This is a genomic window from Ruegeria sp. H8 (assembly GCF_056532905.1).
The window spans coordinates 263,290-285,534 of sequence record NZ_JBQFNY010000003.1 but is presented as its reverse complement, the minus strand read 5'-3'; the positions used below and the strand labels follow the sequence as shown (position 1 = coordinate 285,534).

Below are 22,245 nucleotides of genomic sequence, written 5' to 3'. Positions count from 1 at the left end.
TTCGCCAAAGGCGCCGTCAGAGTCATGGGGAAAAGACGTCACTCCAGCCCCATGGCTGCCATCATCTCTTCAATCTTGGGTACGTCCTGAGGGTTGTTCAGTTCCCAGAACTGACGGCCCCTTGCCTCGACCTCGACGCACAGAACCTTGCGCCCGTTTTCCATGAACCTGAGCTGCTCCAGGCCTTCCAGCTGTTCCAGAGGCCCGGCTGGCCAGCCCGGATACGCCGCAAGGGCGTCGGGCCGATAGGCGTAAACACCGACATGGTGAAACACGGGTGTCGCTTCATCGCCGGCGTATGTCTGCGACGTGAAGGGGACGACCTCTTTCGAGAAGTACATCGCACTGTGATCGCGTCCGAACACTGCCGTCGTGCCACCGACACGGCCATGCTTGCGGTCGTTCAGCAGACTGTTCAACGCACTGCCATCACAGCGCAGGACAGGGGTCGCAACACCGGCATCCGGGGCCGCGCGCAGGCCCGAAACCAGATCTTCGACAAACCAATGCGGGGTCAGCGGAGCGTCGCCTTGTAGGTTGACGATGATGTCATACCCGCCACCCAGAACCTCATGCGCCTCAGCGCATCGTTCGGTGCCGTTCTGACAGGTTTCCGAGGTCATCACGACCTCGGCCCCAAAGCCCTCGGACACGTCGCGAATGCGCTCATCATCCGTCGCAACAACAACACGGTCGACACCCGAGACTGACCTGGCTGCACGCCAGGACCGTTCGATCAGTGTCATGGATGCGCCTTTTGCGCCGGTCAGGGGAACCAGCGGCTTGCCGGGATAGCGGGTCGAAGCGTAACGGGCGGGAATGGCAATCAGAACAGACATCAGGCTTCCTTCAACTCAACACCCGGAGCGTAAGCAATAAAGAACGGATTTGCATAGCCATCCTTGCCATAAAGCAACGGAGTATGGTCGTCAAAACGCACAACCCGGCCACCGGCCCCGGCCAGTACAGCATGGCCTGCCGCCGTATCCCATTCCATCGTGCGCCCGACGCGCGGATAGATATCCGCTTCGCCCGTGGCAACCAGACAGAACTTGAGCGACGAACCCGCGCTTTTGCTGTCCTTCACATGATATTTGTTGATGTAGTCCTCGGTGGCCTGATCCCTGTGGGACTTCGACGCCACGACCAAAAGCCCGGAATTATCCGGTTCAGAGACTGATATGGGCGTCAAGGGACCGGTCTCGGTTTTGTCGAAAGCGCCTGTTTCCTCGACCGCGCGGCCATCAGCCAGCGTGAAGAACATACGACCCCGCGCCGGGGCATAGACCACTCCCCGGGTTGGCACTCCGTTTTCGACAAGCGCAATGTTGACGGTAAAGTCGCCGCGACGGTTGATGAATTCCTTGGTGCCGTCCAGCGGATCAACAATGAGGAAAGTATCGCCTTTTTCAGAATGCGAAGCGGCCTGTTCTTCGGTGACCAGAAGAATATCCGGGAATGCCGCACGCAAGCCTGCCGAAATCAATGCGTCAGCGGCTTCGTCTGCCTCGGTCACAGGGCTGGAGTCGGATTTGACTTTGACATCGAAATCATCCGCCTCGTAGATTTCCATGATCTTGTCGCCTGCCTCCAGAGCCAGTCGCCGGATGACGGGAATAAGCGCATCGTAGGTCACAAAAAAGCTCCGTTCCTGTGGTTTGTTGATCCAAAATCGCGATCGACTTATGATGCGGCGGTTACGGAACGGCAAGATATTCATGCCAGTTTAGAGGCGACGAAGCAGAAAAGACCCTTTGAATGTTCTATTTCAAGCGCAACCAAACGCTGCTGGGCGGCGCTTTCACGACGGCTGAGCTGGTATTCCATGCCACCGTACGAAAGGTGCGCTCGCAACATCCGAATGCAATAGTCGCCATCCTGATCAATGTTTTGCAGCTTGTGGTGATGGGAACCACTTTCTACCTGCTCATGTCACTGATGGGCCGGGGTGGAATACCGAAGATCAGGGGCGAATTTCTGCTGTATGTTCTGTCCGGCGTGTTCCCCTTCATGCTGCACATCCAGTCGATAGGCGCGATTTCAGGGGTTGGGTCCGCGAACAATCCGATGATGCTCCATTCGCCGATGAATGTGATGGTGACGATCCTGTCTGCGGCGCTCGGTATTCTTTACAAGCAACTGCTGGCCATGTTCGTGATCCTGTTCATCTACAGTGTCGCGGTCGCCCCGATCGAGGTGCAGGATCCCGGCGGTGCTTTCGCGATGCTGATAATGGCCTGGTTTACCGGATGCGCGGTGGGTTTGGTGTTCATGGCGATGAAACCATGGTTTCCGACGACTGTGGGAATGCTCACCAATATCTACCGTCGCCTGAACATGGTGTTTTCGGGAAAGATGTTCGTTGCAAACACACTGGGCGGCGGATTGCTGATGATGTTCGCCTGGAACCCGCTGTTTCATATTATCGACCAGTGCCGGGGCTTCATCTTCCGAAACTACTTTCCGCGAAACACAAGTTGGGAATACGCGCTATGGGTCGGGATAGCCTTGTTGATGATCGGTTTGATGGCTGAGTTTTTCACGCGCCAGCATGTTTCACAAAGCTGGAACGCGCGCCGCTAACATGCGACCCGCAGCGTCAAGTTGATCCGTCCGCCTTTTGGCAACAGCCGGGATGATCCGTATCTGATCCGGTCGATCCCGTGATAGGCCAATCGTGCCGGACCGCCCATGATCACCACGTCGCCCGAGCCGAGCCAGATCGACTCGGTCTTGCCGCCACGGGTTGTGTTCCCAATTCGGAACAGGGCGTCATCGCCCAGGGAAACCGACAGAACGGGCCAGGAAAAATCTGCCTCGTCCTTGTCCTGATGCAGGCCCATTTTGGCGCCTTCCCCGTAGTAGTTGATCAAACAGCAGTCCGGCGCGCGCTCGGTGCTGACCAGATCATTCCAGATATCAAGAATGACCGGGGGGATTTCAGGCCAGACCCCGCCTTTCGGGTGCTTATCCTGATAGCGATAGCCTGCCTTGTCGGTCACCCATCCCAGATCCCCGGCCGAGGTCATTCTTACCGACATCTCTTTGCCCGAAGGCGTGACGGGTCGAAACAAGGGTGCCGCTTTCAGAATCGGTCGAAGGGCCGCGATCAGCCGTGCCTGGGCAGCAGGGTCAATATAGCCTTTTCTGATTTCGAACCCTCGCAAGACCACCCGCGTCATTCCGGAAACCCCAAACCTTTCCAATTTCTTGCCAAAAAAGACCTCAAATTCCCGAAAACCTGCACTCTACGGTGCTTGCAGGCCTCTTGCCTCGCCCTTATATACGCCGGGACGCGCGATGGTAGTGCTGTCGCGCACATCAGATCGGGGGTGGGATGCCATAAAGGGTCCGACCCTCGGGACATCGCCTTGAAGAGAAAGGGATTGCAAAAATGGGAAAAGTAATCGGGATTGACCTCGGAACCACGAACTCCTGCGTAGCCATTATGGAGGGCTCGCAGCCGAAGGTCATCGAAAACGCCGAAGGGGCGCGGACCACGCCTTCGATCGTCGCCTTCACCGAAGATGAGCGACTGGTCGGTCAGCCTGCAAAACGTCAGGCGGTCACCAACCCCGACAACACGATCTTTGGCGTCAAACGTCTGATCGGTCGTCGCGTGGATGATGCCGAAGTAGAAAAAGACAAGAAAATGGTGCCGTACTCCATCGTGAATGGCGGCAATGGTGACGCGTGGGTTGAAGCCCGCGGCGAAAAATACTCCCCCAGCCAGATTTCCGCTTTCATTCTAGGCAAGATGAAGGAAACCGCCGAGAGCTATCTGGGCGAAGATGTCACCCAGGCGGTCATCACCGTTCCGGCATATTTCAACGACGCCCAGCGTCAGGCCACCAAAGACGCCGGCAAAATCGCCGGTCTGGAAGTGCTGCGGATCATCAACGAACCGACAGCTGCTGCGCTGGCCTATGGTCTGGACAAGGAAGAAACCCAAACCATCGCGGTCTATGACCTTGGTGGTGGTACCTTCGACGTGACCATCCTGGAAATCGACGATGGCCTGTTCGAGGTCAAATCGACCAATGGTGACACCTTCCTGGGTGGTGAAGACTTTGACATGCGCATCGTCAACTACCTGGCGGATGAGTTCAAAAAGGAACACGGTGTCGATCTGTCTCAGGACAAGATGGCCCTGCAGCGTCTGAAAGAAGCCGCTGAAAAAGCCAAGATCGAACTGTCTTCGACCTCGCAGACCGAGATCAACCAACCCTTCATCTCGATGGGCGCCAACGGTCAGCCGCTGCACATGGTCATGAAACTGACCCGTGCCAAGCTGGAATCGCTGGTGTCGGACCTGATCAAGAAGTCGCTGAAGCCCTGCCAGGCCGCTCTGAAAGACGCGGGTCTGTCGGCTGCTGACGTGGACGAGGTTGTTCTGGTCGGTGGTATGACCCGGATGCCGAAAGTGATCGAAGAGGTCACCAAGTTCTTCGGCAAAGAGCCGCACAAGGGCGTGAACCCGGACGAAGTGGTTGCCATGGGCGCCGCCATCCAGGCAGGTGTTCTTCAGGGCGACGTCAAAGACGTGGTTCTGCTGGACGTGACCCCGCTGTCGCTCGGTATCGAAACGCTGGGTGGCGTGTTCACCCGCCTGATCGACCGCAACACCACGATCCCGACCAAGAAGTCTCAGGTCTTCTCGACCGCCGAGGACAACCAGAACGCCGTTACCATCCGCGTGTTCCAGGGTGAGCGTGAAATGGCTGCGGACAACAAGATCCTGGGTCAGTTCAACCTTGAAGACATCCCGCCGGCACCGCGCGGCATGCCTCAGATCGAGGTGACTTTTGACATCGACGCCAACGGCATCGTCTCGGTTTCGGCCAAAGACAAAGGCACTGGCAAAGAACAGAAGATCACCATCCAGGCATCGGGCGGACTGTCCGACGAGGATATCGAAAAGATGGTCAAGGACGCCGAAGAGAACGCGGAAGCCGACAAGGAACGCCGCGAGCTGATCGAGGCGAAGAACCAGGCGGAAAGCCTCATCCATTCGACCGAGAAGTCGATGGAAGAGCATTCCGACAAGGTCGACCCGACCACGATCGAAGCCATCGAGTTGGCGATCGCCGCGCTGAAGGACGAGCTGGAAACCGAAAATGCCGACAAGATCAAGTCGGGCATCCAGAACGTCACCGAAGCCGCGATGAAGTTGGGCGAAGCCATCTATAAGGCGCAAGCCGAAGAAGGCGAAGAGGAACCTGCTGCCGCAGACGCTGCACCAGGCGACGATGACATCGTTGACGCCGAGTTCGAAGACCTCGACGACGACAAGCGCGCCTAACGTGTTACTCGGTTCCGGCAGGCCTGGTTCGGGCCTGCCGGAACGGTCTTCACCATGCAGCACGCGTCTCCGAAACCTTCTTTTGGCACCTACGCTCTCTCACATCGGATGGAAATATTGCGCCGGTGGTCTGAGGGCATGCCGCGTCAATGGATGTCGTCCGGAATTCGCAGGATAGTAATGGCCTCTCAGCGAGAGCCTTACGATGTTGAGGTGTTTGGCGGACAGAAATGCCGATTGCACCCATCTGACAACTGGGCCGAACGTCGCGTCATAACCGGCTCGCAGTTCTTTGATCTGGATGAGCGTCAATCGCTGGCCAACCATATTTCGCAGGGCTCTGGCGATTATGTCTTTGTCGACGCCGGTGCAAATGTCGGGCTGTACACCCTGTGGGTCAGATCAGTTGCGCAGAAGTTGGGGCGCAACCTGAAAGCCCTGGCTGTTGAACCGGATCCGGTCAACAAGGCTCGCCTTGGTACCAATCTGGCTGCCAATCAAGCCAGTGAAGTCATCCATTGCGACAAGGCCTTGTCTGACAAACCGGGTGAGGTGTGGTTCGAATCCGCGAACCTTGGCGATCGGGGTCATGCCAAAGTTGCCGAGTCGGGCGATCTGTGCGTTCAGGCGATTCCGTTGTTGGACGCTATACGCGATGCCGGGCTGACCAAGGTTGATGCAATGAAAATGGATATCGAAGGTCAGGAAACCCGCGTATTGCGCGCTTTTTTCGAAGACGCACCGCGAGAGATTTGGCCCGAAGTGCTGCTGATAGAAATCAAGCATTCGGATGACGGGCTTGACGAGGTCTTGAATAAGGCAGGTTACGTGGCCAGTTTTGCAAACAACACCAACGGCGTGTACAGGCTCAATGAAAGCACCGCGTCCGGCGGCACGAAGGAATAACAAATGTCAAAGCGCGACTATTACGAAGTGCTCGGCGTGTCCAAGGGCGCTTCGGCGGATGAGATCAAGAAGGGTTTTCGCAGGAAAGCCAAAGAGCTGCACCCTGACCGCAACAAGGACAACCCGGATGCCGAGGCGCAGTTCAAGGAAGCCAACGAGGCTTACGACGTTCTGCGTGATGCCGAAAAGAAGGCAGCTTATGATCGCTTTGGCCATGCCGCATTTGAAAACGGTATGGGGGGCGGTGGCCGCCCCGGCGGCGGTTTTGGCGGTCAAGGCGACTTCTCCAGCGCATTTTCGGATGTATTCGACGACCTGTTCGGTGATTTCATGGGTGGTCAAAGGGGCGGCGGCGGGCGTCGCGCCGCGCGCGGCTCGGACCTGCGCTACAACCTGCGTGTGACGCTGGAAGAAGCCTACTCGGGCCTACAAAAAACCATCAATGTGCCAACGGCCGTGGCGTGTTCGTCCTGCGAAGGTACCGGGGCTGAAGGTGGCGTTGAACCCACATCCTGCCCCACCTGTTCGGGCATGGGGAAAGTGCGGGCACAACAGGGCTTCTTTACGGTGGAACGGACTTGCCCGACCTGTTCGGGATTGGGGCAGATCATCAAGAACCCCTGTAAATCTTGTCAGGGGGCCGGCAGGGTCGAAAAGGACCGCGCTTTGTCGGTGAACATTCCTGCCGGTGTCGAAACCGGTACGCGAATTCGTCTGGCAGGCGAAGGTGAGGCGGGAATGCGCGGCGGACCTCCGGGCGATCTGTATATTTTCGTCGAAGTGGCCGAGCACAAACTGTTCGAACGCGACAGCGTGAACCTCTACTGCCGCGTGCCGGTCAGCATGGCCAAGGCGGCGCTAGGCGGATCGATCGAGGTTCCGACCATTGATGGCGGTCGCGGCCGCGTTCAGATTCCGGCCGGAAGTCAGTCGGGTCGGCAAATGCGCCTGCGCGGCAAAGGCATGCCTGCGTTGCGCGGCGGTGGTGTGGGTGACATGTTCATTGAACTGGCCGTGGAAACCCCGGTCAACCTGACCAGCCGCCAGAAAGAACTGCTGCGCGAGTTTGATGATCTGGGTGAAGACAATCATCCGGAATCAAAAAGCTTTTTCTCGTCCGTCAAATCTTTCTGGGACGGTATGAAAGGCTGAACGACCGGGAAAGGGGGCTCTGCCCCCGCCGCCCTTCGGGCGACTCCCCCGGGATATTTGCAGCCAGATGAAGCATGGGACCCGTTCTTCATCTGGCCCAAAACATCCCGGAGCGCGAGGCAGAGCCTCGCATCCCACTGTCATACACATGCAGTTTTGGCCTTAGCAGAAAGCTGAAAGTGGCAATATATCTGGAAAATTGAGTCTTGATTCCGGCCCTCGACCCTGAGATTGTCCGCCTCAACCGTTGGGGTGCCCTTTTACAGGGCTGAGAGACGCAACCGCGTTAACCCATCGAACCTGATCCGGGCAATTCCGGCGTAGGGAACGGTCTCTTGAATACAGACGTTTTCTCTACTCCGTTGCCCATAGAAGATGGAGCAACGAGATGGCGGCAATTGCCCTGACCATAGCAGGATCCGACAGTGGCGGCGGCGCGGGCATTCAGGCTGACCTGAAGGCAATGTCGGCGCTGGGTGTTTTTGGCGCAAGTGTCATCACCGCCGTTACCGCGCAGAACACGCAAGCTGTCACCGCTGTGCATGGAATTCCGCTGGATGTGATTTCCGCCCAAATCGACGCGGTTCTGAACGATCTTGACGTCAGGGCCGTCAAAATCGGCATGCTTGGCACACCTGAGATCATTCATACGGTCGCCAGCGGGCTGGCGGCTTTCGAGGGTCCCGTGATTCTTGATCCGGTCATGATTGCAAAATCCGGCGACGCTTTGTTGGCGCAAGAAGCGGTCCGGACGCTGCGCGATGTGTTGTTGCCAACGGCGACGGTTCTTACGCCGAATCTGCCTGAGGCGGCGTGCCTGCTGAACATGCCAGCGGCAGAAACGCGTGAGCAGATGGCTGAACAGGGCCGGGCATTGTGCGCTTTGGGTGCGGGAGCAGTCGTGATGAAGGGTGGACACGGGTCAGGTGACATCTGCCACGATTTGCTGATCGATCCGTCGGGTGTCATGGCCGAGTTTCAGGCCCCGCGTCAGGATACGAAAAACACCCATGGAACAGGATGCACCCTGTCGTCATCCATCACCGCCGGTTTGGCCAAGGGGCTGACCCTGAGGGACGCGGTTGCGCAGGCGCATGACTATTTGCAAGGGGCCATCGCGCGCGCGGATGAGTTGAATGTCGGCGCTGGGCACGGGCCGGTGCATCATTTCCACCGGGTTTGGCCTTCGTGACGCTTTGGTCTGTCATAGGGGCAGGGGTTGCCGGTCTTGCCGTTGCCAGCGAACTGGTGTCGCGCGGTGCAAAAGTGCAGATATTCGACCCCGGCGGGCCACCGGGCCCGCATGGGTGTTCATGGTGGGCCGGAGGAATGCTGGCACCGTGGTGCGAATATGAAAACGCGGAAGAACCGGTGCTGCGTCTAGGGCAGTCAGCGATTGAATGGTGGGCCCAACGCACCAAATTGATCCGGCGGGGAACGCTTGTTGTCGCAAGTGCCCGTGATGTGCCGGACCTGCGCCGATTTGCGCGTCGAACAAAAGAGTTCACCAAGGTCGAACGGGCAGAAATAACGGAATTAGAGCCTGATCTGGCAGGGTTTGGCCAGGGCCTGTTTTTCGAACGCGAAGCCCATGTCGATCCGCGTCAGGCGCTGCAAGATCTGTATCGTCAACTGCAAAGCCAGGGCGTCGCGTTCCACCGGAAACTGGCGCCCGCCCAGTTGAAGAATGCAATTGACTGCCGTGGCCTTCACGCCCGCGAATACCTGCATGATCTGCGCGGCGTGAAGGGTGAGATGCTGGTCATACGATGCCCTGACGTGGAACTGACGCGCCCGGTTCGTTTGCTGCACCCGCGGATGCCGCTTTATATCGTTCCGCGCGGCGGCGGCGTCTATATGTTGGGTGCGACCATGATCGAATCCGAGGATAGCAGCCGCATTACCGCCCGTTCGATGCTGGAATTGCTCAGCGCGGCCTATGCCGTGAACCCGGCTTTTGGCGAAGCCGAAGTGTTGGAGATAGGCGTCGATCTGCGCCCCGCCTTTCCCGACAACTTACCGCGCATCCGGCGTTTGGGCCGGACGATCTATGCCAACGGGCTTTATCGCCACGGATATCTGCTGGCACCGGCGCTGGCACGGGGTGTTGCGGATCTGGCGCTGAACAACACACATTCGGAGATGGTCGATGAAGATCGTGCTTAACGGCGAGACGCGCGAGGTGCGCGCCGAAACCCTGTCGGAATTGTTGGACGAATGCGGTTTCTCGGGCCGTGTGGCCACCGCCGTGAACGAAGATTTCGTGCCCTCAAGCCTGCGCATCGCTCACAAGCTGGCTGAAGGCGACCGGGTCGAGGTCGTCGCACCGATGCAGGGGGGCTGAAGATGAAGACGTTTTACGGCACTGAACTGCCCAACCCGCTGATGCTGGGCACGGCGCAATATCCAAGCCCGGCCATTCTGGAACAGGCGTTTCGCGAAAGCGGTGCAGGCGTTGCCACTGTATCCTTGCGGCGTGAAGCGGGTGCGGGCCAGACCTTTTGGAACATGATCCGCGACCTGGGTGTACGCATTCTGCCCAATACGGCCGGTTGCCATACGGTGAAAGAGGCCGTGACGACCGCCCATATGGCATGCGAAGTGTTCGAGACTCGATGGATCAAGCTGGAACTCATCGGACATACGGACAGTCTGCAACCGGACGTTTTCCAACTGGTAGAAGCCGCCCGCATTCTGACCGAGGACGGGTTCGAGGTGTTTCCCTACACCACCGATGACCTGATCGTGGGAGAACGCCTGTTGGAAGCGGGATGCGAGGTGCTCATGCCCTGGGGCGCACCGATCGGGTCAGGGCGCGGGCTGAACAACGAATACGCTCTGCGTGCGATGCGGGCCGAATTTCCTGACATTCCCCTGGTGGTGGACGCCGGTATCGGCTTGCCCAGCCACGCGGCCCGCGCGATGGAGCTGGGCTTTGACGCGGTTCTGCTCAACACAGCTGTGGCCCGTGCCGGAGATCCGGTTCTGATGGCCAAGGCGATGGCGCAGGCAACTCTTGCCGGGCAATTGGCCCATCAGGCCGACCCGATCGAGCCGCGCGATATGGCGGAACCCTCTACCCCTGTTGTTGGAAAGGCCTTCCTGTCATGACGCTGGACCGTTTCTATCCGATCTTTGATCACTCGGACTGGCTGCGGCGGATGTTGCCTCTGGGTGTCAAGCTGGTGCAGCTGCGCATCAAGGATCAGCCAGACGATGCGGTGCGCGACCAGATTGCCGTCTCACGCGAATTGTGCCGCGATCACGCGGCGGTTCTGGTGATCAATGACTATTGGCAACACGCGATCGATCTGGGCTGCGACTGGATCCATCTGGGGCAGGAAGATCTGGACGATGCCGACCTGAAAGCCATCCGAAAAGCGGGTCTGAAACTGGGCGTTTCCACCCATGACGATGATGAGCTTGAGCGTGTGCTGGCCATGGATCCCGATTACGTGGCATTGGGCCCGGTCTACCCCACCATTCTGAAAAAGATGAAATGGCATCAGCAGGGCCTGCCCCGCGTAACGGAATGGAAGGCGCGGGTTGGTGATACTCCCTTGGTCGGTATTGGCGGCATGAGTGTCGAGCGCGCAGCCGGTGTGCTGAAGGCCGGGGCGGACATCGTCTCGGCGGTCACGGATATCACACTGAACCCCGACCCCGAAGCACGGGTGCGCGCGTGGATCGAGGTCACACGATGAGCCGATATGCCCGCCAGACGCTTTTGCCCGAAGTCGGGGCACAGGGGCAGGCACGCCTGTCAGCGGCCCATGTTCTGGTCGTCGGTGCGGGCGGTCTGGCTGCACCGGTTCTGCCGCTTTTGACAGGGGCCGGGGTGGGGCGGATCACGGTCATGGACGGGGATACCGTCGATCTGTCGAACCTGCACCGTCAAACGTTTTTTTCCGAGGCCGATTGCGGGCACTCCAAGGCGGAAACCGCCGCCGCCCGTTGCCGCGCGCTGAATGATGAAACCGATGTCATCGGTCTGAATCAGGCTCTGACCAGCGAAAATGCGCCTGGCTCGGTGTCGCAAGCCGATATCATTCTGGATTGTGCCGACAGCTACGCAGCCAGCTACATCCTGTCGGACACGTGTCTGGCGCAGGGCAAGCCTTTGATCAGCGCCTCGGTGCTGGGGCTTTCGGGTTATGTGGGCGGGTTCGGCGGCGGGGGCCCATCGCTGCGCGCTGTATTTCCCGATGCACCGGACAGTGGTGCCAGCTGCGCCACTGCGGGGGTTTTGGGCCCCGTGGTTGGCGTGATCGGGGCGATGCAGGCGCAGATGGCGCTCAGCTTGATCCTTGGACTTGATCCCTCGCCCCTTGGGCAGTTGGTTCAATATGATGCAAGAACCCTGCGCAGCACCGGGTTTCGCTTTGATGACGCACCCGAGCCCGGCAACTGCTTTCGCTTTCTGTCCGCAAGCCAGCTGAAGGACACGGATCAGATCATCGAGCTGCGCAGTTCGCAGGAAGCCCCTGTTCCCATCCATTCGAACGCGACGCGCATTTCGTCGGATAATTTGCAGGAAATAGACCCTAACAGGGGAAAAAGGCTGGCTCTTTGCTGTGCCACCGGTTTGCGGGCATGGCGTGCCGCCGAACAGATTCAACCAGATTGGCCGGGCGAGATTGTCCTCGTCGCGGCCTCAACCTCGTGAAGAAAAGGGAAACGCGAGACATGAAAAAGCTGATGACAGCCATCGCCCTTCTGGCCGCCGGGCCGGCATGGGCCGAAGACAAAATGACCGTTCTGCTGGACTGGTTCATCAACCCTGACCATGGTCCCATCATCGTGGCGCAGGAAAACGGCTATTTTGCCGAACAAGGGCTTGAGGTCGAGATCGTCCCGCCCGCCGACCCGTCCGCCCCGCCCCGTTTGGTGGCTGCCGGCCAAGCCGATCTGGCGGTGTCTTACCAGCCGCAATTGCACTTGCAGATTCACGAGGGCCTGCCGCTGAAGCGTGTCGGCACATTGGTTGCGACGCCGCTGAACTGTCTTCTGGTGCTGGAAGACGGGCCGATCAAGTCGCCTGCGGACCTCAAGGGTAAAAAAATCGGCTTTTCGGTCGCAGGGGTCGAAGAAGCCATCCTTGGCACCGTTCTGGGCAAATACGATGTTGCGCTGGGCGATGTTGAGCTGATCAATGTCAACTTTTCCCTCTCGCCGTCGCTGATGACCGGTCAGGTGGATGCGGTGATTGGCGCATATCGCAACTTCGAACTGAACCAGATGGATATCGAAGGCCGTCCCGGCACCTGCTTCTATATCGAGGAAGAGGGCGTTCCGTCTTATGATGAACTGATCTATGTCGCCAATCCGGAAACGATGGACAAGGACAAGATCGCCCGGTTCCTCGCCGCGACTGAAAAAGCGACCCAATATATCGTCAACAACCCGGAAAAAAGCTGGGAAATCTTTGCGGCGACCTCGCCCGAACTTCAGGACGAGCTGAATGCCCGCGCCTGGGTCGATACACTGCCGCGCTTTGCGCTGCGCCCGGCAGGTTTTGATGCCGGTCGTTATGCCCGGTTCGAAACCTTCCTGAACGAAAGCGGGATGATCGACAGCGTCCTTCCGGTCAGTGACATCACCATCGACGTGACCGCGCAATGAGCAACTATGGCAAAGCCTTTGCGCTGATGCGCGATGCTGCGGCGGAGCCGTGGCGGGATTATACCCGCCACGCCTTCGTAGAGGGCATGAAAGGCGGAACGCTGCCACGCGAGGCGTTTCTGCACTATCTGCGGCAGGATTATGTGTTTCTGATCCACTTCTCACGTGCCTGGGCGCTGGCCGTGGTGAAATCGGAAACGCATGAAGAAATGCTTGCCGCATCGCGAACCGTGAACGGTTTGATCAGCGAAGAGATGAAACTGCATATCGGTATCTGCGCGGCAGAAGGTATCTCGCAGGCAGAGTTGTTTGCCACGCCAGAGCGGCACGAGAATCTGGCCTATACCCGGTTTGTCCTGGAAGCAGGCTACAGCGGCGATCTTCTGGACCTGCTGGCGGCGCTGGTTCCTTGCGTCATGGGGTATGGTGAGATCGGTACGCGCCTGTCCGCCGAGGCAACGTCCGAGACATATCGCGGCTGGATCGACACTTATGCCGGCGAAGATTACCAAGGCGCATGTGTGGCGGTTGGCGAGTTGCTGGATCAGGCTCTAACAAGACGTATTGGGGCTGATTTTCAGGGTTCGCCACGCTGGGATCGACTGTGCCAGACCTTCCGCAAGGCGACAGAGCTTGAAGTCGACTTCTGGCAGATGGGTTTGACGCCATGACACCTGCGCCCGAACTGACCATCAGCGGCACTGCCACGATCGACGGCGCGACCCTGTTTGCGCCGTTGTCCCTGACCCTTGGGGCCGGGGCGTGGACATGCCTGCTGGGCGGTTCGGGCGTGGGAAAAACCACGGTTCTGAGGTTGATTGCGGGGCTCGAGACCGGGGCTGTCTTCGCCGGGCGGATCACGGCCAGTGATGGCTTGCCTGTGGCTGAGCGTGTCGCATACATGGCGCAGGATGATCTTCTTCTGCCTTGGGCAACCGTCGCGCAGAATGTCTCGCTGGGTGCGCGTCTGCGCGGGGAAACCGTTGATCTTGATCGACGCGACCGCCTGATCAAGCGTATGCGGTTGCAGGATCACATGAACAAGAAGCCCAACGCATTGTCCGGCGGGCAACGTCAGCGTGTCGCCCTGGCCCGGACACTGATGGAAGATCGCCCCATTGTTTTGCTGGACGAGCCCTTTTCGGCCCTTGATGCCCGCACCCGCGCTGACATGCAGGATCTGGCCGCCGAAGCATTGCAGGGCCGCACCGTCCTTCTTGTGACCCATGATCCCGCAGAGGCCGCGCGTCTGGGGCAATCCATCGTAGTGATGACCGAACACGGATTGACGCAGTGCGAACCGCCCCGGGCCCCGGCCCCGCGCCGCGTGGATGATCTGGAGACATTGGAAACCCAGGGTGCCTTGCTGCGTCTTCTCCGCGAGGGCGCGGCATGAAGTATCTTTCTGCATTGGCCGCAACTTTGTTTGCCTTGCTGATCTGGCAGGGCATCGTGACCCTGACCGGATTGCCGAAGTTCATCCTGCCCGGACCCGCCGTCGTGGCCGAGACTTGGTGGCAGAACCGCTGGGTGATCGCCGAGCATACCTGGATCACCACGATCGAAGTGGTGATCGGTCTGGCATGCGGAACGCTGCTGGGTGTCGTTACTGCGCTGCAACTGGCGAATTCGCGGGCGGCGCGGGTGCTGGTGCAGCCGATGCTCGTGTTCACGCAGGCTCTGCCGGTATTCGCATTGGCGCCGTTGCTGACGCTTTGGCTGGGCTATGGGCTGTGGTCCAAGGTCGCCATGGCGGTGTTGATCATCTATTTCCCGATCACCTCATCCTTTTTTGACGGGCTCATGCGCACCCCGTCGGGGTATCTGGATCTGGCCCGAACGATGCAGGCCAGCAAGCGCGCCGTATTGTGGCATATCCGTATTCCGGCCGCTCTGCCGTCGCTGGCGTCGGGGATGCGGCTGGCGGCGGTCTATGCCCCGATCGGAGCGGTGATCGGCGAATGGGTCGGCTCGTCGCAGGGGCTGGGTTATCTGATGCTGCTGGCCAATGGACGTGCCAAGACCGATCTCATGTTTGCCGCGATGCTGACCCTGGGCGTATTCTCGATCCTTCTGCACATGATTGTCCGCCGGGCCACGGCACGCATGGCGGGTGAGGTGCGTTAACCAATCAGAAACCGATTCTGAGTCAGGGTGCGCTCATGACACAGGACGCCTTTGCCGAAGCCCCGATGCTGTTTGATACGGACGAAGCCCCGGCGCAGCCGCTGCCCTCTGGTCGGCTACCCTCCTACATAAAAGACCACCGCAAGCGGCTGCGCGAACGGTTCATGACCGGCGGATCGGCGGCGATGCCGGATTATGAACTGCTTGAACTGGTCCTGTTCCGGTCCATTCCCCGGCAGGATGTGAAGCCACTGGCGCGGGCGCTGATGGATACTTTTGGTGATTTCAATCGCTTCCTGACCGCGCCCGAGGAACGGCTGCGCCAGATCAAGGGCGTTGGCGATACCGTGGTTACCGACCTGAAAATTCTTGAGGCCTGCGCCCACAGGATGGCCCGCGCCCGGGTGATGCAGCGGCATGTGATCTCGGGCTGGGATGCGCTGCTGGATTATTGCCACACCACCATGGCGCATCGTGAGATCGAACAGTTTCGCGTGTTCTATCTGGATCGCAAGAACGTAATGATCGCGGATGAGGAACAGGCCAAAGGCACCGTGGATCACGTGCCGGTTTACCCGCGCGAGGTCGCCAAACGAGCGCTGGAACTGAACGCCTCGGCCCTGATTCTGGTGCACAACCACCCGTCGGGCGATCCGACGCCTTCGCAGTCGGATATCGACATGACCAACCGTATTCAGGATGCCTGTTCGGCCCTGGGCCTGACCCTGCACGACCACCTGATCATTGGAAAATCGACCGAGTTGAGCTTTCGGTCCGAAGGGTATCTGTGAGCTTCACTGCACCCAGATTTCAACCCGGCGGTTGACCTTGCGGCCCCATTCGGTGTCGTCACAGGCCATCGGCATTGCTTCGCCAAACCCTTCCGCGACCACCTCGATACTGTCTGATATCGATGTCTCGGCCGCGGCCAGAACCGCGTTTCGTACAGTCTGTGCACGTCGCAGGGCAATGCGGGCGTTGGCAGCGGCCCCGCCATCCCCGTCGCTGAAACCGGCGAACACCAGCTTGCGCGCCTTCAATGTGCCGGCGTCAAGCATATGTGCCAGTTGCTGAATATTGGAACGTGACTGCGCATCCGGGCGGGATGATCCGGGCTCGAACCGAACCGACAGGGACAGGCGCGACAGCGGGCGCAGGGTTTCGATCATGCGCTGAAGCTCGTCCAGCCCAACCTCGGGCCCTCCGGTGGCGATGGCGTTGGCAAGCCGGTCGCCCTGTACGCCAACCGGCAAGGTTTCGGGCGATTGATCCACGTAACCTGCGTCACGAATGGCCATCTGGGCTTCGGGGCTTAGGCTAAAGGCCAGAAACTGCCGTGCGATCCGCGGCAGGCGGCGTTCGGGCAGATACAGGAACATCGGCAGATTCAGCGGATAATCTTCGGTCTTGATCGATTGACGGGTGGCGGCCAGCGGATGCCCACACCCTCCGGTCAATGGCAGGGCTCGGGCATCGCCGGCCGTCGCCTTGCTGGCGATTCCGATGGAAAACGGGTCCTTGGCCACGGCCTTGGTCAGATCGCTCGTTCGAATATGACGGATTGCGGTATCGGTCAGTTCCACGCCAGCGGTCTTCAATACCTGATCCTCGACAGCCTGCGCCAGCCCCGATCCCGGGTCCGGCACATGCAACGCGATCGGAGCATCCGGCCCGCCCAGGTCCACCCAGTTCTTCAATTCACCTGACAGAATGCGCGCCAAATCGGCCAGCGAAATCTGACGCATCACACTGTCGGGTGCCACCACAGGAACCATGGCGTCCAATGCAACAACCCTGGATCGCCGGGCCCGTTTCAAATCACCCAGCCCCGCGGCATCGGCTGCATCCCGCTCTGCCTCGCGTACTTCGCGCAGGGCCATCACGATATCTGTCTGATCCCCGATCAACTTGGCGAAGCCGCGATCCGTGGTCCCAACGTCAAAGTAGAACCGCGCCAACGGGGCGTCACGGCCTGACTGAAAAAGCTCATAGACGAAGGTGTCCGCATCCACGCGGGCAGGCGTTGCGGTCAAGCCTTCCTGCCGCGCAAACCCGATGATCAGGGCGGGCAGGACCGTTTCGGCCATGACAGACGATCCGGAAAACCGCAACTCGGCCACGAAATCCGTCAGGCTGGGGCACGCAGGTCCGTCGCAGGTGACGCCCGAACCATCAACGGTCAACTCACCGAACTGCGTATCGACGCGGTAGAATTCGCCGTCAAAGCCCAGCAGGTTGCCTGTTACTTCGACCTTGCCGTCATGAGACGTCAGCGTGATGTCCTGCGCCACTGCACAGGTCGCACCTGCAACGGTTAACAGTGCGGTCACAGCCGCACGAAAGAAAGTCATAAGAGAGTCGAGCCTGCCTGCGGATTACTTTGCCGCAATTGTCAGGTCTGAGAGCAGATTATTCAACACCAGAAACTCACCGGCCTGTGAACAATCCGGCAGGGTCAGGGACATGTCGCGCGACCGCAGGCGGCTATCTGACAGAAGTTCCAGCGCCTGCACATTCAGCATTTGCCCGCAGTTGGATTCGGTCACTTCGGCTTCGACCGTCAGGTCGATGCTGCCGGACCGATCCGACGCGCCCGTCGGAAAGGAATATACTTCGATATTCTTGGCACGACCCAGACCCGTCTGGCCCAGGCGCAGAACGTCTCCTGCGCCATTTGCCGAGGAATCATCCCACACGTGGCCGCTGCTGCCATAGCTTGCCCCGAATTCCAGCGCGTGAATCTGCAACTCGGTTTCACCCTGCCATTGCAGGACGACGCGGTCATATTCGGCAATGTCGGTCACGTGAGTGGTGGCGACCGTACCCGTTTCATCTTCGAACGAAATCAGGAAAATCGCGTATTCCGACAGTGCCGGGATGGTCAAGTTCAAGGCACCGGAATCGTCAGTGTTCTGGCTGACCGTCAGGCCGCTGTGATGAATATCAACGCGTTCGTTTCGGTGGCAGGGTGCCCGCAGCGACAGCTGTGCCATGGCGCCGGGGACGGCGACGGCGCGCGCGCTGATGTTGCAATCCGTCGTTTTCGGGGCTGACGGAACTGCGCGAGGTTCGGGCGCTGTCGCCCCGGAATCTGCGTCAGACGCCGAAGCCGAAGTCAGTACGATATCATCCAACCCCGACAGAACCGAGGATTGCTGAGATGCCGAGGCAACATCAACACTATCCCCCGCGTTCGCCGGCTGCGCGGTTGGTCCGTTTTGCATCAGGTAGCCTATGCCCAAAGCACAAGCGACCGTGCCGCACATGGTCACGTAGTTTCGAACTACAAACAAGACACCCTCCCCAGTTGAAGGAGCAAATCGCACATTCGCCACGAATCGCGGCCAATTTGTGGCCGCGAGACGAACACATTGTGGATTCGGCGGGTGACGTTAGGTCAGTCGGCCATGGCAGTGTTTGAACTTCTTGCCCGAGCCACACGGGCACGGATCATTTCGCGACGGGTTGCCCCAGGTCGATGGGTCGCTTTCGTCGAACCCCGGAAGCGCATCATCCGAGGCCGCAGCCTCGGCCTTGGCTTCGGCCTGTTTCGCGGCCTTGTCCACGGCCTCCTGCGCCTGAGCCTGCTGCCCTGCCATCTGCGCCAGCATTTCTTTCTGTTCTTCTTCCGTCAGCGGACGTACGCGTGACAATTGCTGTGTCACGGTTTCGCGCAGGGAATCCAGCATGCTTTCGAACAGCTGGAAGCTTTCGTTCTTGTATTCGTTCAGAGGATCGCGCTGGGCATAACCGCGGAAACCCACGACCGAGCGCAGATGTTCCAGGGTCAGCAGATGCTCGCGCCATTTGCTGTCGATGGTCTGAAGCAGAACCTGTTTTTCGATGTTGCGCATGTTTTCAGGGCCAAAGGCGACGGCCTTCTGGGCCATCATCTCATCCGCGGCCTTGATCAGACGTTCGCGCACCTGCTCGTCATCCACGCCTTCTTCGGCGGCCCAGTCCTGAACCGGGACGTCCATGTTCAGCTTGTCCTTTATCGCCTCGTACAGGCCCTCGGTATCCCACTGATCAGCATAGGATTTCGGCGGCATGTATTCGTCAATCAGGTCGTCAATCACCTGTTCGCGCATATCCGAGACGATCTCGGACAGGTCGTTCGCAGACATGATTTCGCGGCGCTGGCTGAAGATCACCTTCCGCTGGTCGTTCATCACGTCGTCGAACTTCAGAACGTTCTTGCGCATGTCAAAGTTGCGGCCTTCGACCTTGGACTGCGCGCGTTCCAGCGACTTGTTCACCCAAGGGTGAATGATCGCCTCGCCTTCTTTCATGCCCAGCGTGGTCAATACCTTGTCCAGCCGTTCCGAGCCGAAGATGCGCATCAGGTCATCCTCGAGGCTCAGGTAAAATACCGTTCGGCCCGGGTCGCCCTGACGGCCGGAACGACCGCGCAGCTGGTTGTCGATCCGGCGGCTTTCGTGGCGTTCCGAGGCCATGACGTAAAGGCCGCCAGCAGCCAGAACCTTTTCTTTTTCTTCGGCGTGGCGTGCTTCTTCGGCGGCCCGCAGCTCGGACGGATCCGCGTCTGGATTCTCGGCAATCGCTTTCAGCACCTTCATCTCGACATTGCCGCCAAGCTGAATGTCGGTGCCGCGACCGGCCATGTTGGTGGCGATGGTTACCGCACCCAGACGACCGGCATCAGCAACGATCTGAGCCTCTTGTTCGTGCTGGCGAGCGTTCAGAACGTTGTGCTTGATACCTTCCTTCGTCAGCATCTGGCTGAGCAGTTCGGATTTTTCGATCGACGTGGTCCCCAGCAGAACCGGCTGGCCCTTTTCCTGCGCCTTTTTCGTCTCGGCGATCATCGCATTGTATTTTTCGGCGGCCGTACGATAGACCTGATCATCTTCGTCGATACGGGCAATCGGCAGGTTGGTCGGAACTTCGACCACGCCCAGACCGTAGATCTCGGCAAATTCTTCGGCTTCGGTCAACGCGGTGCCGGTCATGCCGCTCAGTTTGTCGTACAGGCGGAAATAGTTCTGGAATGTCACGCTTGCCAATGTGACGTTTTCCGGCTGGATCTGAACCTTTTCCTTGGCTTCGATCGCCTGATGCAGACCTTCGGACAGGCGACGCCCCGGCATCATGCGGCCGGTGAATTCATCGATCAGAACGACGTTGCCGTCGCGCACGATGTAATCCTTGTCGCGCTGGAACAGCTTGTGTGCACGCAGCGCCTGGTTGACGTGATGCACGACGGTGGTGCTTTCCGGATCATACAGGGAATGGCCTTCGGGAATCAGGCCGGCCTGAAGCAGCTGTGCCTCAAGAAATTCGTTGCCTTCATCGGTAAAGGTCACATTGCGCGATTTTTCGTCCAGGGTGTAATGATCATCGCTCAGCGTCGGGATCAGGGCATCAATGGCGGTGTACAGATCCGACCGGTCCTGCGCAGGACCCGAGATGATCAGCGGCGTCCGCGCTTCATCGATCAGGATCGAGTCGACCTCGTCCACAATCGCAAAGTTGTGATGCTTCTGGTAAACCTGCTCCAGATCCGCCTTCATGTTGTCGCGCAGATAGTCGAAGCCCAGCTCATTGTTGGTGGCATACGTGATGTCACAGGAATACGCGGCCAGTTTTTCCGCGTCGGGCTGGCCGGACCAGATCACACCAGTGGTCATGCCTACGGCCGCAAACACCTTGCCCATCCATTCCGCGTCACGTTTGGCCAGGTATTCGTTCACCGTGACGACATGCACGCCCTTACCGGTCAGTGCGTTCAAATAGGCCGGGAAGGTGGCGACCAGAGTCTTGCCTTCGCCCGTCTTCATTTCCGAGATGTTGCCCTGATGCAGGAAAATGCCGCCCATCAGCTGCACGTCAAAGGCCCGCAGGCCAAGTGCGCGCTTGGCGCCTTCGCGTACGTTGGCAAAGGCCTCGGGCAGCAGGTCGTCCAGGCTTTCGCCATCCAGTGCCCGCTTGCGCAGGTCTTCGGTCTTGTCGATCAGACCTTGATCTGAAAGCTTTTCAAACTCTGGCTCCAGCGCATTGATCTTTTCGACCAGAGGGCGGGTCGCCTTGATCTTGCGGTCGTTCGGTGTTCCGAACACCTTTTTGGCGAGCGTTCCGAGTCCCAGCATGTTCACTCCAGAGGATCTGTTCTTTTCGTGGTTGCGACAGGCTTGCCCACCTTGCGCGCAACCCATAGATACGGGGGGGTGAAAGGCGGCCCTGTCCAAGGCTTCAAAGCGATGTAAGCGGCAGGTTCCAGAGTGTCAACGCCGCGCCCTGTCGCGGCAAGAAAATAGGATGATTCAATGCCCAAAGGTCTCACTTTTCTGCCATCGCTGGCCCTGGCCGCCGTGATGGCCCTGCCGCTGGCCGCCGAAACCCAGCCGGATGCGTCGACCGTTGTCGCTCGGGTAAACGGGGATAAGATCACATTGGGTCACGTGATCGCCACCGTTGCTTCTCTGCCACCGCAATATCAGCAGGCGGAAGACGACGTGCTGTTCGATTTCGTTCTGGAACAGCTGATCCAGCAACAATTGCTGGGACAGCAACAGGATGGCTTGAACAAGCAAAACGCGCTGACACTCGACAATGAAAAGCGGTCGCTTCAGGCGGTTCAGACGGTCGCAGCCCTGACCAACGATCTCGTCACAGAGGAAGCCATTCAGGCCGCTTACGATGCGCGTTTCAATGATTTTGCGGGTGAAGACGAATTCGACGCCAGCCATATTCTGGTGGAATCGGAAGAAGAAGCCAAAGCGCTCAAGGCACAGCTTGATGATGGCGCCGACTTTGCGGAACTTGCCCGCGAGAACTCGACCGGTCCGTCCGGCCCGAATGGTGGCGCGCTGGGATGGTTCGGAAAAGGCCAGATGGTGCCTGAGTTCGAGGCAGCAGTGATCGCGCTGGAAAAAGGTCAGGTGTCGGAACCGGTGCAAACTCAGTTTGGCTGGCATCTGGTCAAGTTGAACGACAAGCGCAAAACCGAAGCCCCCGAACTGGACGCGGTGCGCGATGAGCTGGCCCAAACGATCCAGCAAGATGCCATTCAGGCGCGGATCGACGAGTTGACGCAGCAGGCACAGATCGAACGCCCTGCGCTGGAAGGCGCAGGCCCCGAGATCATGCGCCAGCTGGACCTGATTCAGGAGTAA

The 22,245-nt window shown here is 59.1% G+C and carries 22 protein-coding genes and 1 riboswitch; of the genes, 16 read left to right on the top strand and 6 right to left on the bottom strand.

The window, feature by feature from the left end; all coding sequences use genetic code 11:
• Nucleotides 1-38: 38 nt before the first annotated feature.
• Both ACR0A2_RS10920 and cysQ read right to left on the bottom strand, forming a co-directional pair.
• Nucleotides 39-839: a 3-deoxy-manno-octulosonate cytidylyltransferase gene (locus tag ACR0A2_RS10920; protein WP_152459580.1), complete on the bottom strand. Its 801-nt coding sequence runs from the start codon at nucleotides 837-839 to the stop codon at nucleotides 39-41.
• The gene (gene cysQ / locus ACR0A2_RS10915) at nucleotides 839-1,636 is read right to left on the bottom strand and encodes a 3'(2'),5'-bisphosphate nucleotidase CysQ (protein WP_480835006.1); all 798 of its coding nucleotides are present in this window, start codon (nucleotides 1,634-1,636) and stop codon (nucleotides 839-841) included. Before cysQ ends, ACR0A2_RS10920 begins: the two co-directional genes overlap by 1 nt.
• Before the next feature lie 122 nt (nucleotides 1,637-1,758).
• Here cysQ and ACR0A2_RS10910 point away from each other — a divergent pair, with 122 nt between their 5' ends.
• Nucleotides 1,759-2,583, top strand: a complete 825-nt coding sequence (locus tag ACR0A2_RS10910; RefSeq protein WP_152459578.1) for an ABC transporter permease — start codon at nucleotides 1,759-1,761, stop codon at nucleotides 2,581-2,583.
• Here the strand turns inward: ACR0A2_RS10910 and ACR0A2_RS10905 are convergent.
• A complete protein-coding gene (locus ACR0A2_RS10905) occupies nucleotides 2,580-3,182 on the bottom strand; it encodes an alpha-ketoglutarate-dependent dioxygenase AlkB family protein (protein WP_480835005.1) in 603 nt (200 codons plus the stop codon). The two genes, ACR0A2_RS10910 and ACR0A2_RS10905, sit on opposite strands and share 4 nt — an antisense overlap.
• A gap of 212 nt (nucleotides 3,183-3,394) precedes the next feature.
• Here ACR0A2_RS10905 and dnaK point away from each other — a divergent pair, with 212 nt between their 5' ends.
• The 14 genes from dnaK to radC all read left to right on the top strand — a co-directional run bounded on the left by dnaK (nucleotide 3,395) and on the right by radC (nucleotide 15,900).
• Nucleotides 3,395-5,302 (top strand): molecular chaperone DnaK, encoded by a 1,908-nt coding sequence (gene dnaK, locus ACR0A2_RS10900; protein ID WP_152459576.1) that lies wholly within the window; start codon nucleotides 3,395-3,397, stop codon nucleotides 5,300-5,302.
• 153 nt (nucleotides 5,303-5,455) lie between these two features.
• A complete protein-coding gene (locus tag ACR0A2_RS10895) occupies nucleotides 5,456-6,208 on the top strand; it encodes an FkbM family methyltransferase (protein ID WP_480835004.1) in 753 nt (250 codons plus the stop codon).
• A gap of 3 nt (nucleotides 6,209-6,211) precedes the next feature.
• The gene (gene dnaJ, locus ACR0A2_RS10890) at nucleotides 6,212-7,360 is read left to right on the top strand and encodes a molecular chaperone DnaJ (protein ID WP_152459574.1); all 1,149 of its coding nucleotides are present in this window, start codon (nucleotides 6,212-6,214) and stop codon (nucleotides 7,358-7,360) included.
• A gap of 238 nt (nucleotides 7,361-7,598) precedes the next feature.
• A riboswitch (TPP riboswitch) is annotated at nucleotides 7,599-7,704 on the top strand.
• A gap of 44 nt (nucleotides 7,705-7,748) precedes the next feature.
• Nucleotides 7,749-8,552, top strand: coding sequence for a bifunctional hydroxymethylpyrimidine kinase/phosphomethylpyrimidine kinase (thiD, locus tag ACR0A2_RS10885; RefSeq protein WP_480446526.1), 804 nt, complete (start codon nucleotides 7,749-7,751; stop codon nucleotides 8,550-8,552).
• Nucleotides 8,549-9,526 (top strand): FAD-dependent oxidoreductase, encoded by a 978-nt coding sequence (locus ACR0A2_RS10880; RefSeq protein ID WP_480835003.1) that lies wholly within the window; start codon nucleotides 8,549-8,551, stop codon nucleotides 9,524-9,526. The genes thiD and ACR0A2_RS10880 overlap by 4 nt, the downstream gene beginning before the upstream one ends.
• The gene (gene thiS, locus ACR0A2_RS10875; RefSeq protein WP_171230109.1) at nucleotides 9,510-9,704 is read left to right on the top strand and encodes a sulfur carrier protein ThiS; all 195 of its coding nucleotides are present in this window, start codon (nucleotides 9,510-9,512) and stop codon (nucleotides 9,702-9,704) included. The genes ACR0A2_RS10880 and thiS overlap by 17 nt, the downstream gene beginning before the upstream one ends.
• 2 nt (nucleotides 9,705-9,706) lie before the next feature.
• Complete coding sequence (locus tag ACR0A2_RS10870; protein WP_480835002.1) at nucleotides 9,707-10,471, top strand: thiazole synthase; 765 nt, start codon at nucleotides 9,707-9,709, stop codon at nucleotides 10,469-10,471.
• The gene (locus ACR0A2_RS10865) at nucleotides 10,468-11,064 is read left to right on the top strand and encodes a thiamine phosphate synthase (protein ID WP_480835001.1); all 597 of its coding nucleotides are present in this window, start codon (nucleotides 10,468-10,470) and stop codon (nucleotides 11,062-11,064) included. Before ACR0A2_RS10870 ends, ACR0A2_RS10865 begins: the two co-directional genes overlap by 4 nt.
• Nucleotides 11,061-12,026 carry a HesA/MoeB/ThiF family protein gene (locus tag ACR0A2_RS10860; RefSeq protein ID WP_480835000.1) on the top strand — a complete coding sequence of 322 codons (966 nt, stop codon included), beginning with the start codon at nucleotides 11,061-11,063 and terminating at the stop codon, nucleotides 12,024-12,026. The genes ACR0A2_RS10865 and ACR0A2_RS10860 overlap by 4 nt, the downstream gene beginning before the upstream one ends.
• Nucleotides 12,027-12,046: 20 nt before the next feature.
• Complete coding sequence (locus ACR0A2_RS10855; protein WP_171116773.1) at nucleotides 12,047-12,982, top strand: ABC transporter substrate-binding protein; 936 nt, start codon at nucleotides 12,047-12,049, stop codon at nucleotides 12,980-12,982.
• A complete protein-coding gene (tenA, locus tag ACR0A2_RS10850; RefSeq protein ID WP_480834999.1) occupies nucleotides 12,979-13,653 on the top strand; it encodes a thiaminase II in 675 nt (224 codons plus the stop codon). The genes ACR0A2_RS10855 and tenA overlap by 4 nt, the downstream gene beginning before the upstream one ends.
• Nucleotides 13,650-14,378, top strand: coding sequence for an ABC transporter ATP-binding protein (locus tag ACR0A2_RS10845; protein ID WP_480620388.1), 729 nt, complete (start codon nucleotides 13,650-13,652; stop codon nucleotides 14,376-14,378). The genes tenA and ACR0A2_RS10845 overlap by 4 nt, the downstream gene beginning before the upstream one ends.
• Nucleotides 14,375-15,109, top strand: a complete 735-nt coding sequence (locus tag ACR0A2_RS10840; protein WP_480834998.1) for an ABC transporter permease — start codon at nucleotides 14,375-14,377, stop codon at nucleotides 15,107-15,109. Before ACR0A2_RS10845 ends, ACR0A2_RS10840 begins: the two co-directional genes overlap by 4 nt.
• A 35-nt stretch (nucleotides 15,110-15,144) precedes the next feature.
• The gene (gene radC / locus ACR0A2_RS10835) at nucleotides 15,145-15,900 is read left to right on the top strand and encodes a RadC family protein (protein ID WP_480834997.1); all 756 of its coding nucleotides are present in this window, start codon (nucleotides 15,145-15,147) and stop codon (nucleotides 15,898-15,900) included.
• 3 nt (nucleotides 15,901-15,903) lie between these two features.
• Here the strand turns inward: radC and ACR0A2_RS10830 are convergent, their stop codons facing one another.
• The 3 genes from ACR0A2_RS10830 to secA all read right to left on the bottom strand — a co-directional run bounded on the left by ACR0A2_RS10830 (nucleotide 15,904) and on the right by secA (nucleotide 21,219).
• Complete coding sequence (locus ACR0A2_RS10830) at nucleotides 15,904-17,460, bottom strand: phosphate ABC transporter substrate-binding/OmpA family protein (RefSeq protein ID WP_480834996.1); 1,557 nt, start codon at nucleotides 17,458-17,460, stop codon at nucleotides 15,904-15,906.
• A gap of 24 nt (nucleotides 17,461-17,484) precedes the next feature.
• Nucleotides 17,485-18,402, bottom strand: a complete 918-nt coding sequence (locus ACR0A2_RS10825) for a hypothetical protein (protein WP_480834995.1) — start codon at nucleotides 18,400-18,402, stop codon at nucleotides 17,485-17,487.
• Nucleotides 18,403-18,501: 99 nt separating this feature from the next.
• Nucleotides 18,502-21,219 carry a preprotein translocase subunit SecA gene (secA, locus tag ACR0A2_RS10820; protein ID WP_480834994.1) on the bottom strand — a complete coding sequence of 906 codons (2,718 nt, stop codon included), beginning with the start codon at nucleotides 21,217-21,219 and terminating at the stop codon, nucleotides 18,502-18,504.
• A gap of 177 nt (nucleotides 21,220-21,396) precedes the next feature.
• Here secA and ACR0A2_RS10815 point away from each other — a divergent pair, with 177 nt between their 5' ends.
• Nucleotides 21,397-22,245, top strand: a complete 849-nt coding sequence (locus tag ACR0A2_RS10815) for a peptidylprolyl isomerase (protein WP_480834993.1) — start codon at nucleotides 21,397-21,399, stop codon at nucleotides 22,243-22,245.

Coding starts and splice junctions, on each gene's coding strand:
- ACR0A2_RS10920 (WP_152459580.1), bottom strand. CDS start 839: ATGTCTGTTCTGATTGCCATTCCCGCCCGTTACGCTTCGACCCGCTAT.
- ACR0A2_RS10910 (WP_152459578.1), top strand. CDS start 1,759: ATGTTCTATTTCAAGCGCAACCAAACGCTGCTGGGCGGCGCTTTCACG.
- ACR0A2_RS10905 (WP_480835005.1), bottom strand. CDS start 3,182: ATGACGCGGGTGGTCTTGCGAGGGTTCGAAATCAGAAAAGGCTATATT.
- dnaK (WP_152459576.1), top strand. CDS start 3,395: ATGGGAAAAGTAATCGGGATTGACCTCGGAACCACGAACTCCTGCGTA.
- ACR0A2_RS10895 (WP_480835004.1), top strand. CDS start 5,456: ATGTCGTCCGGAATTCGCAGGATAGTAATGGCCTCTCAGCGAGAGCCT.
- dnaJ (WP_152459574.1), top strand. CDS start 6,212: ATGTCAAAGCGCGACTATTACGAAGTGCTCGGCGTGTCCAAGGGCGCT.
- thiD (WP_480446526.1), top strand. CDS start 7,749: ATGGCGGCAATTGCCCTGACCATAGCAGGATCCGACAGTGGCGGCGGC.
- thiS (WP_171230109.1), top strand. CDS start 9,510: ATGAAGATCGTGCTTAACGGCGAGACGCGCGAGGTGCGCGCCGAAACC.
- ACR0A2_RS10870 (WP_480835002.1), top strand. CDS start 9,707: ATGAAGACGTTTTACGGCACTGAACTGCCCAACCCGCTGATGCTGGGC.
- ACR0A2_RS10865 (WP_480835001.1), top strand. CDS start 10,468: ATGACGCTGGACCGTTTCTATCCGATCTTTGATCACTCGGACTGGCTG.
- ACR0A2_RS10860 (WP_480835000.1), top strand. CDS start 11,061: ATGAGCCGATATGCCCGCCAGACGCTTTTGCCCGAAGTCGGGGCACAG.
- ACR0A2_RS10855 (WP_171116773.1), top strand. CDS start 12,047: ATGAAAAAGCTGATGACAGCCATCGCCCTTCTGGCCGCCGGGCCGGCA.
- tenA (WP_480834999.1), top strand. CDS start 12,979: ATGAGCAACTATGGCAAAGCCTTTGCGCTGATGCGCGATGCTGCGGCG.
- ACR0A2_RS10845 (WP_480620388.1), top strand. CDS start 13,650: ATGACACCTGCGCCCGAACTGACCATCAGCGGCACTGCCACGATCGAC.
- ACR0A2_RS10840 (WP_480834998.1), top strand. CDS start 14,375: ATGAAGTATCTTTCTGCATTGGCCGCAACTTTGTTTGCCTTGCTGATC.
- radC (WP_480834997.1), top strand. CDS start 15,145: ATGACACAGGACGCCTTTGCCGAAGCCCCGATGCTGTTTGATACGGAC.
- ACR0A2_RS10830 (WP_480834996.1), bottom strand. CDS start 17,460: ATGACTTTCTTTCGTGCGGCTGTGACCGCACTGTTAACCGTTGCAGGT.
- secA (WP_480834994.1), bottom strand. CDS start 21,219: ATGCTGGGACTCGGAACGCTCGCCAAAAAGGTGTTCGGAACACCGAAC.
- ACR0A2_RS10815 (WP_480834993.1), top strand. CDS start 21,397: ATGCCCAAAGGTCTCACTTTTCTGCCATCGCTGGCCCTGGCCGCCGTG.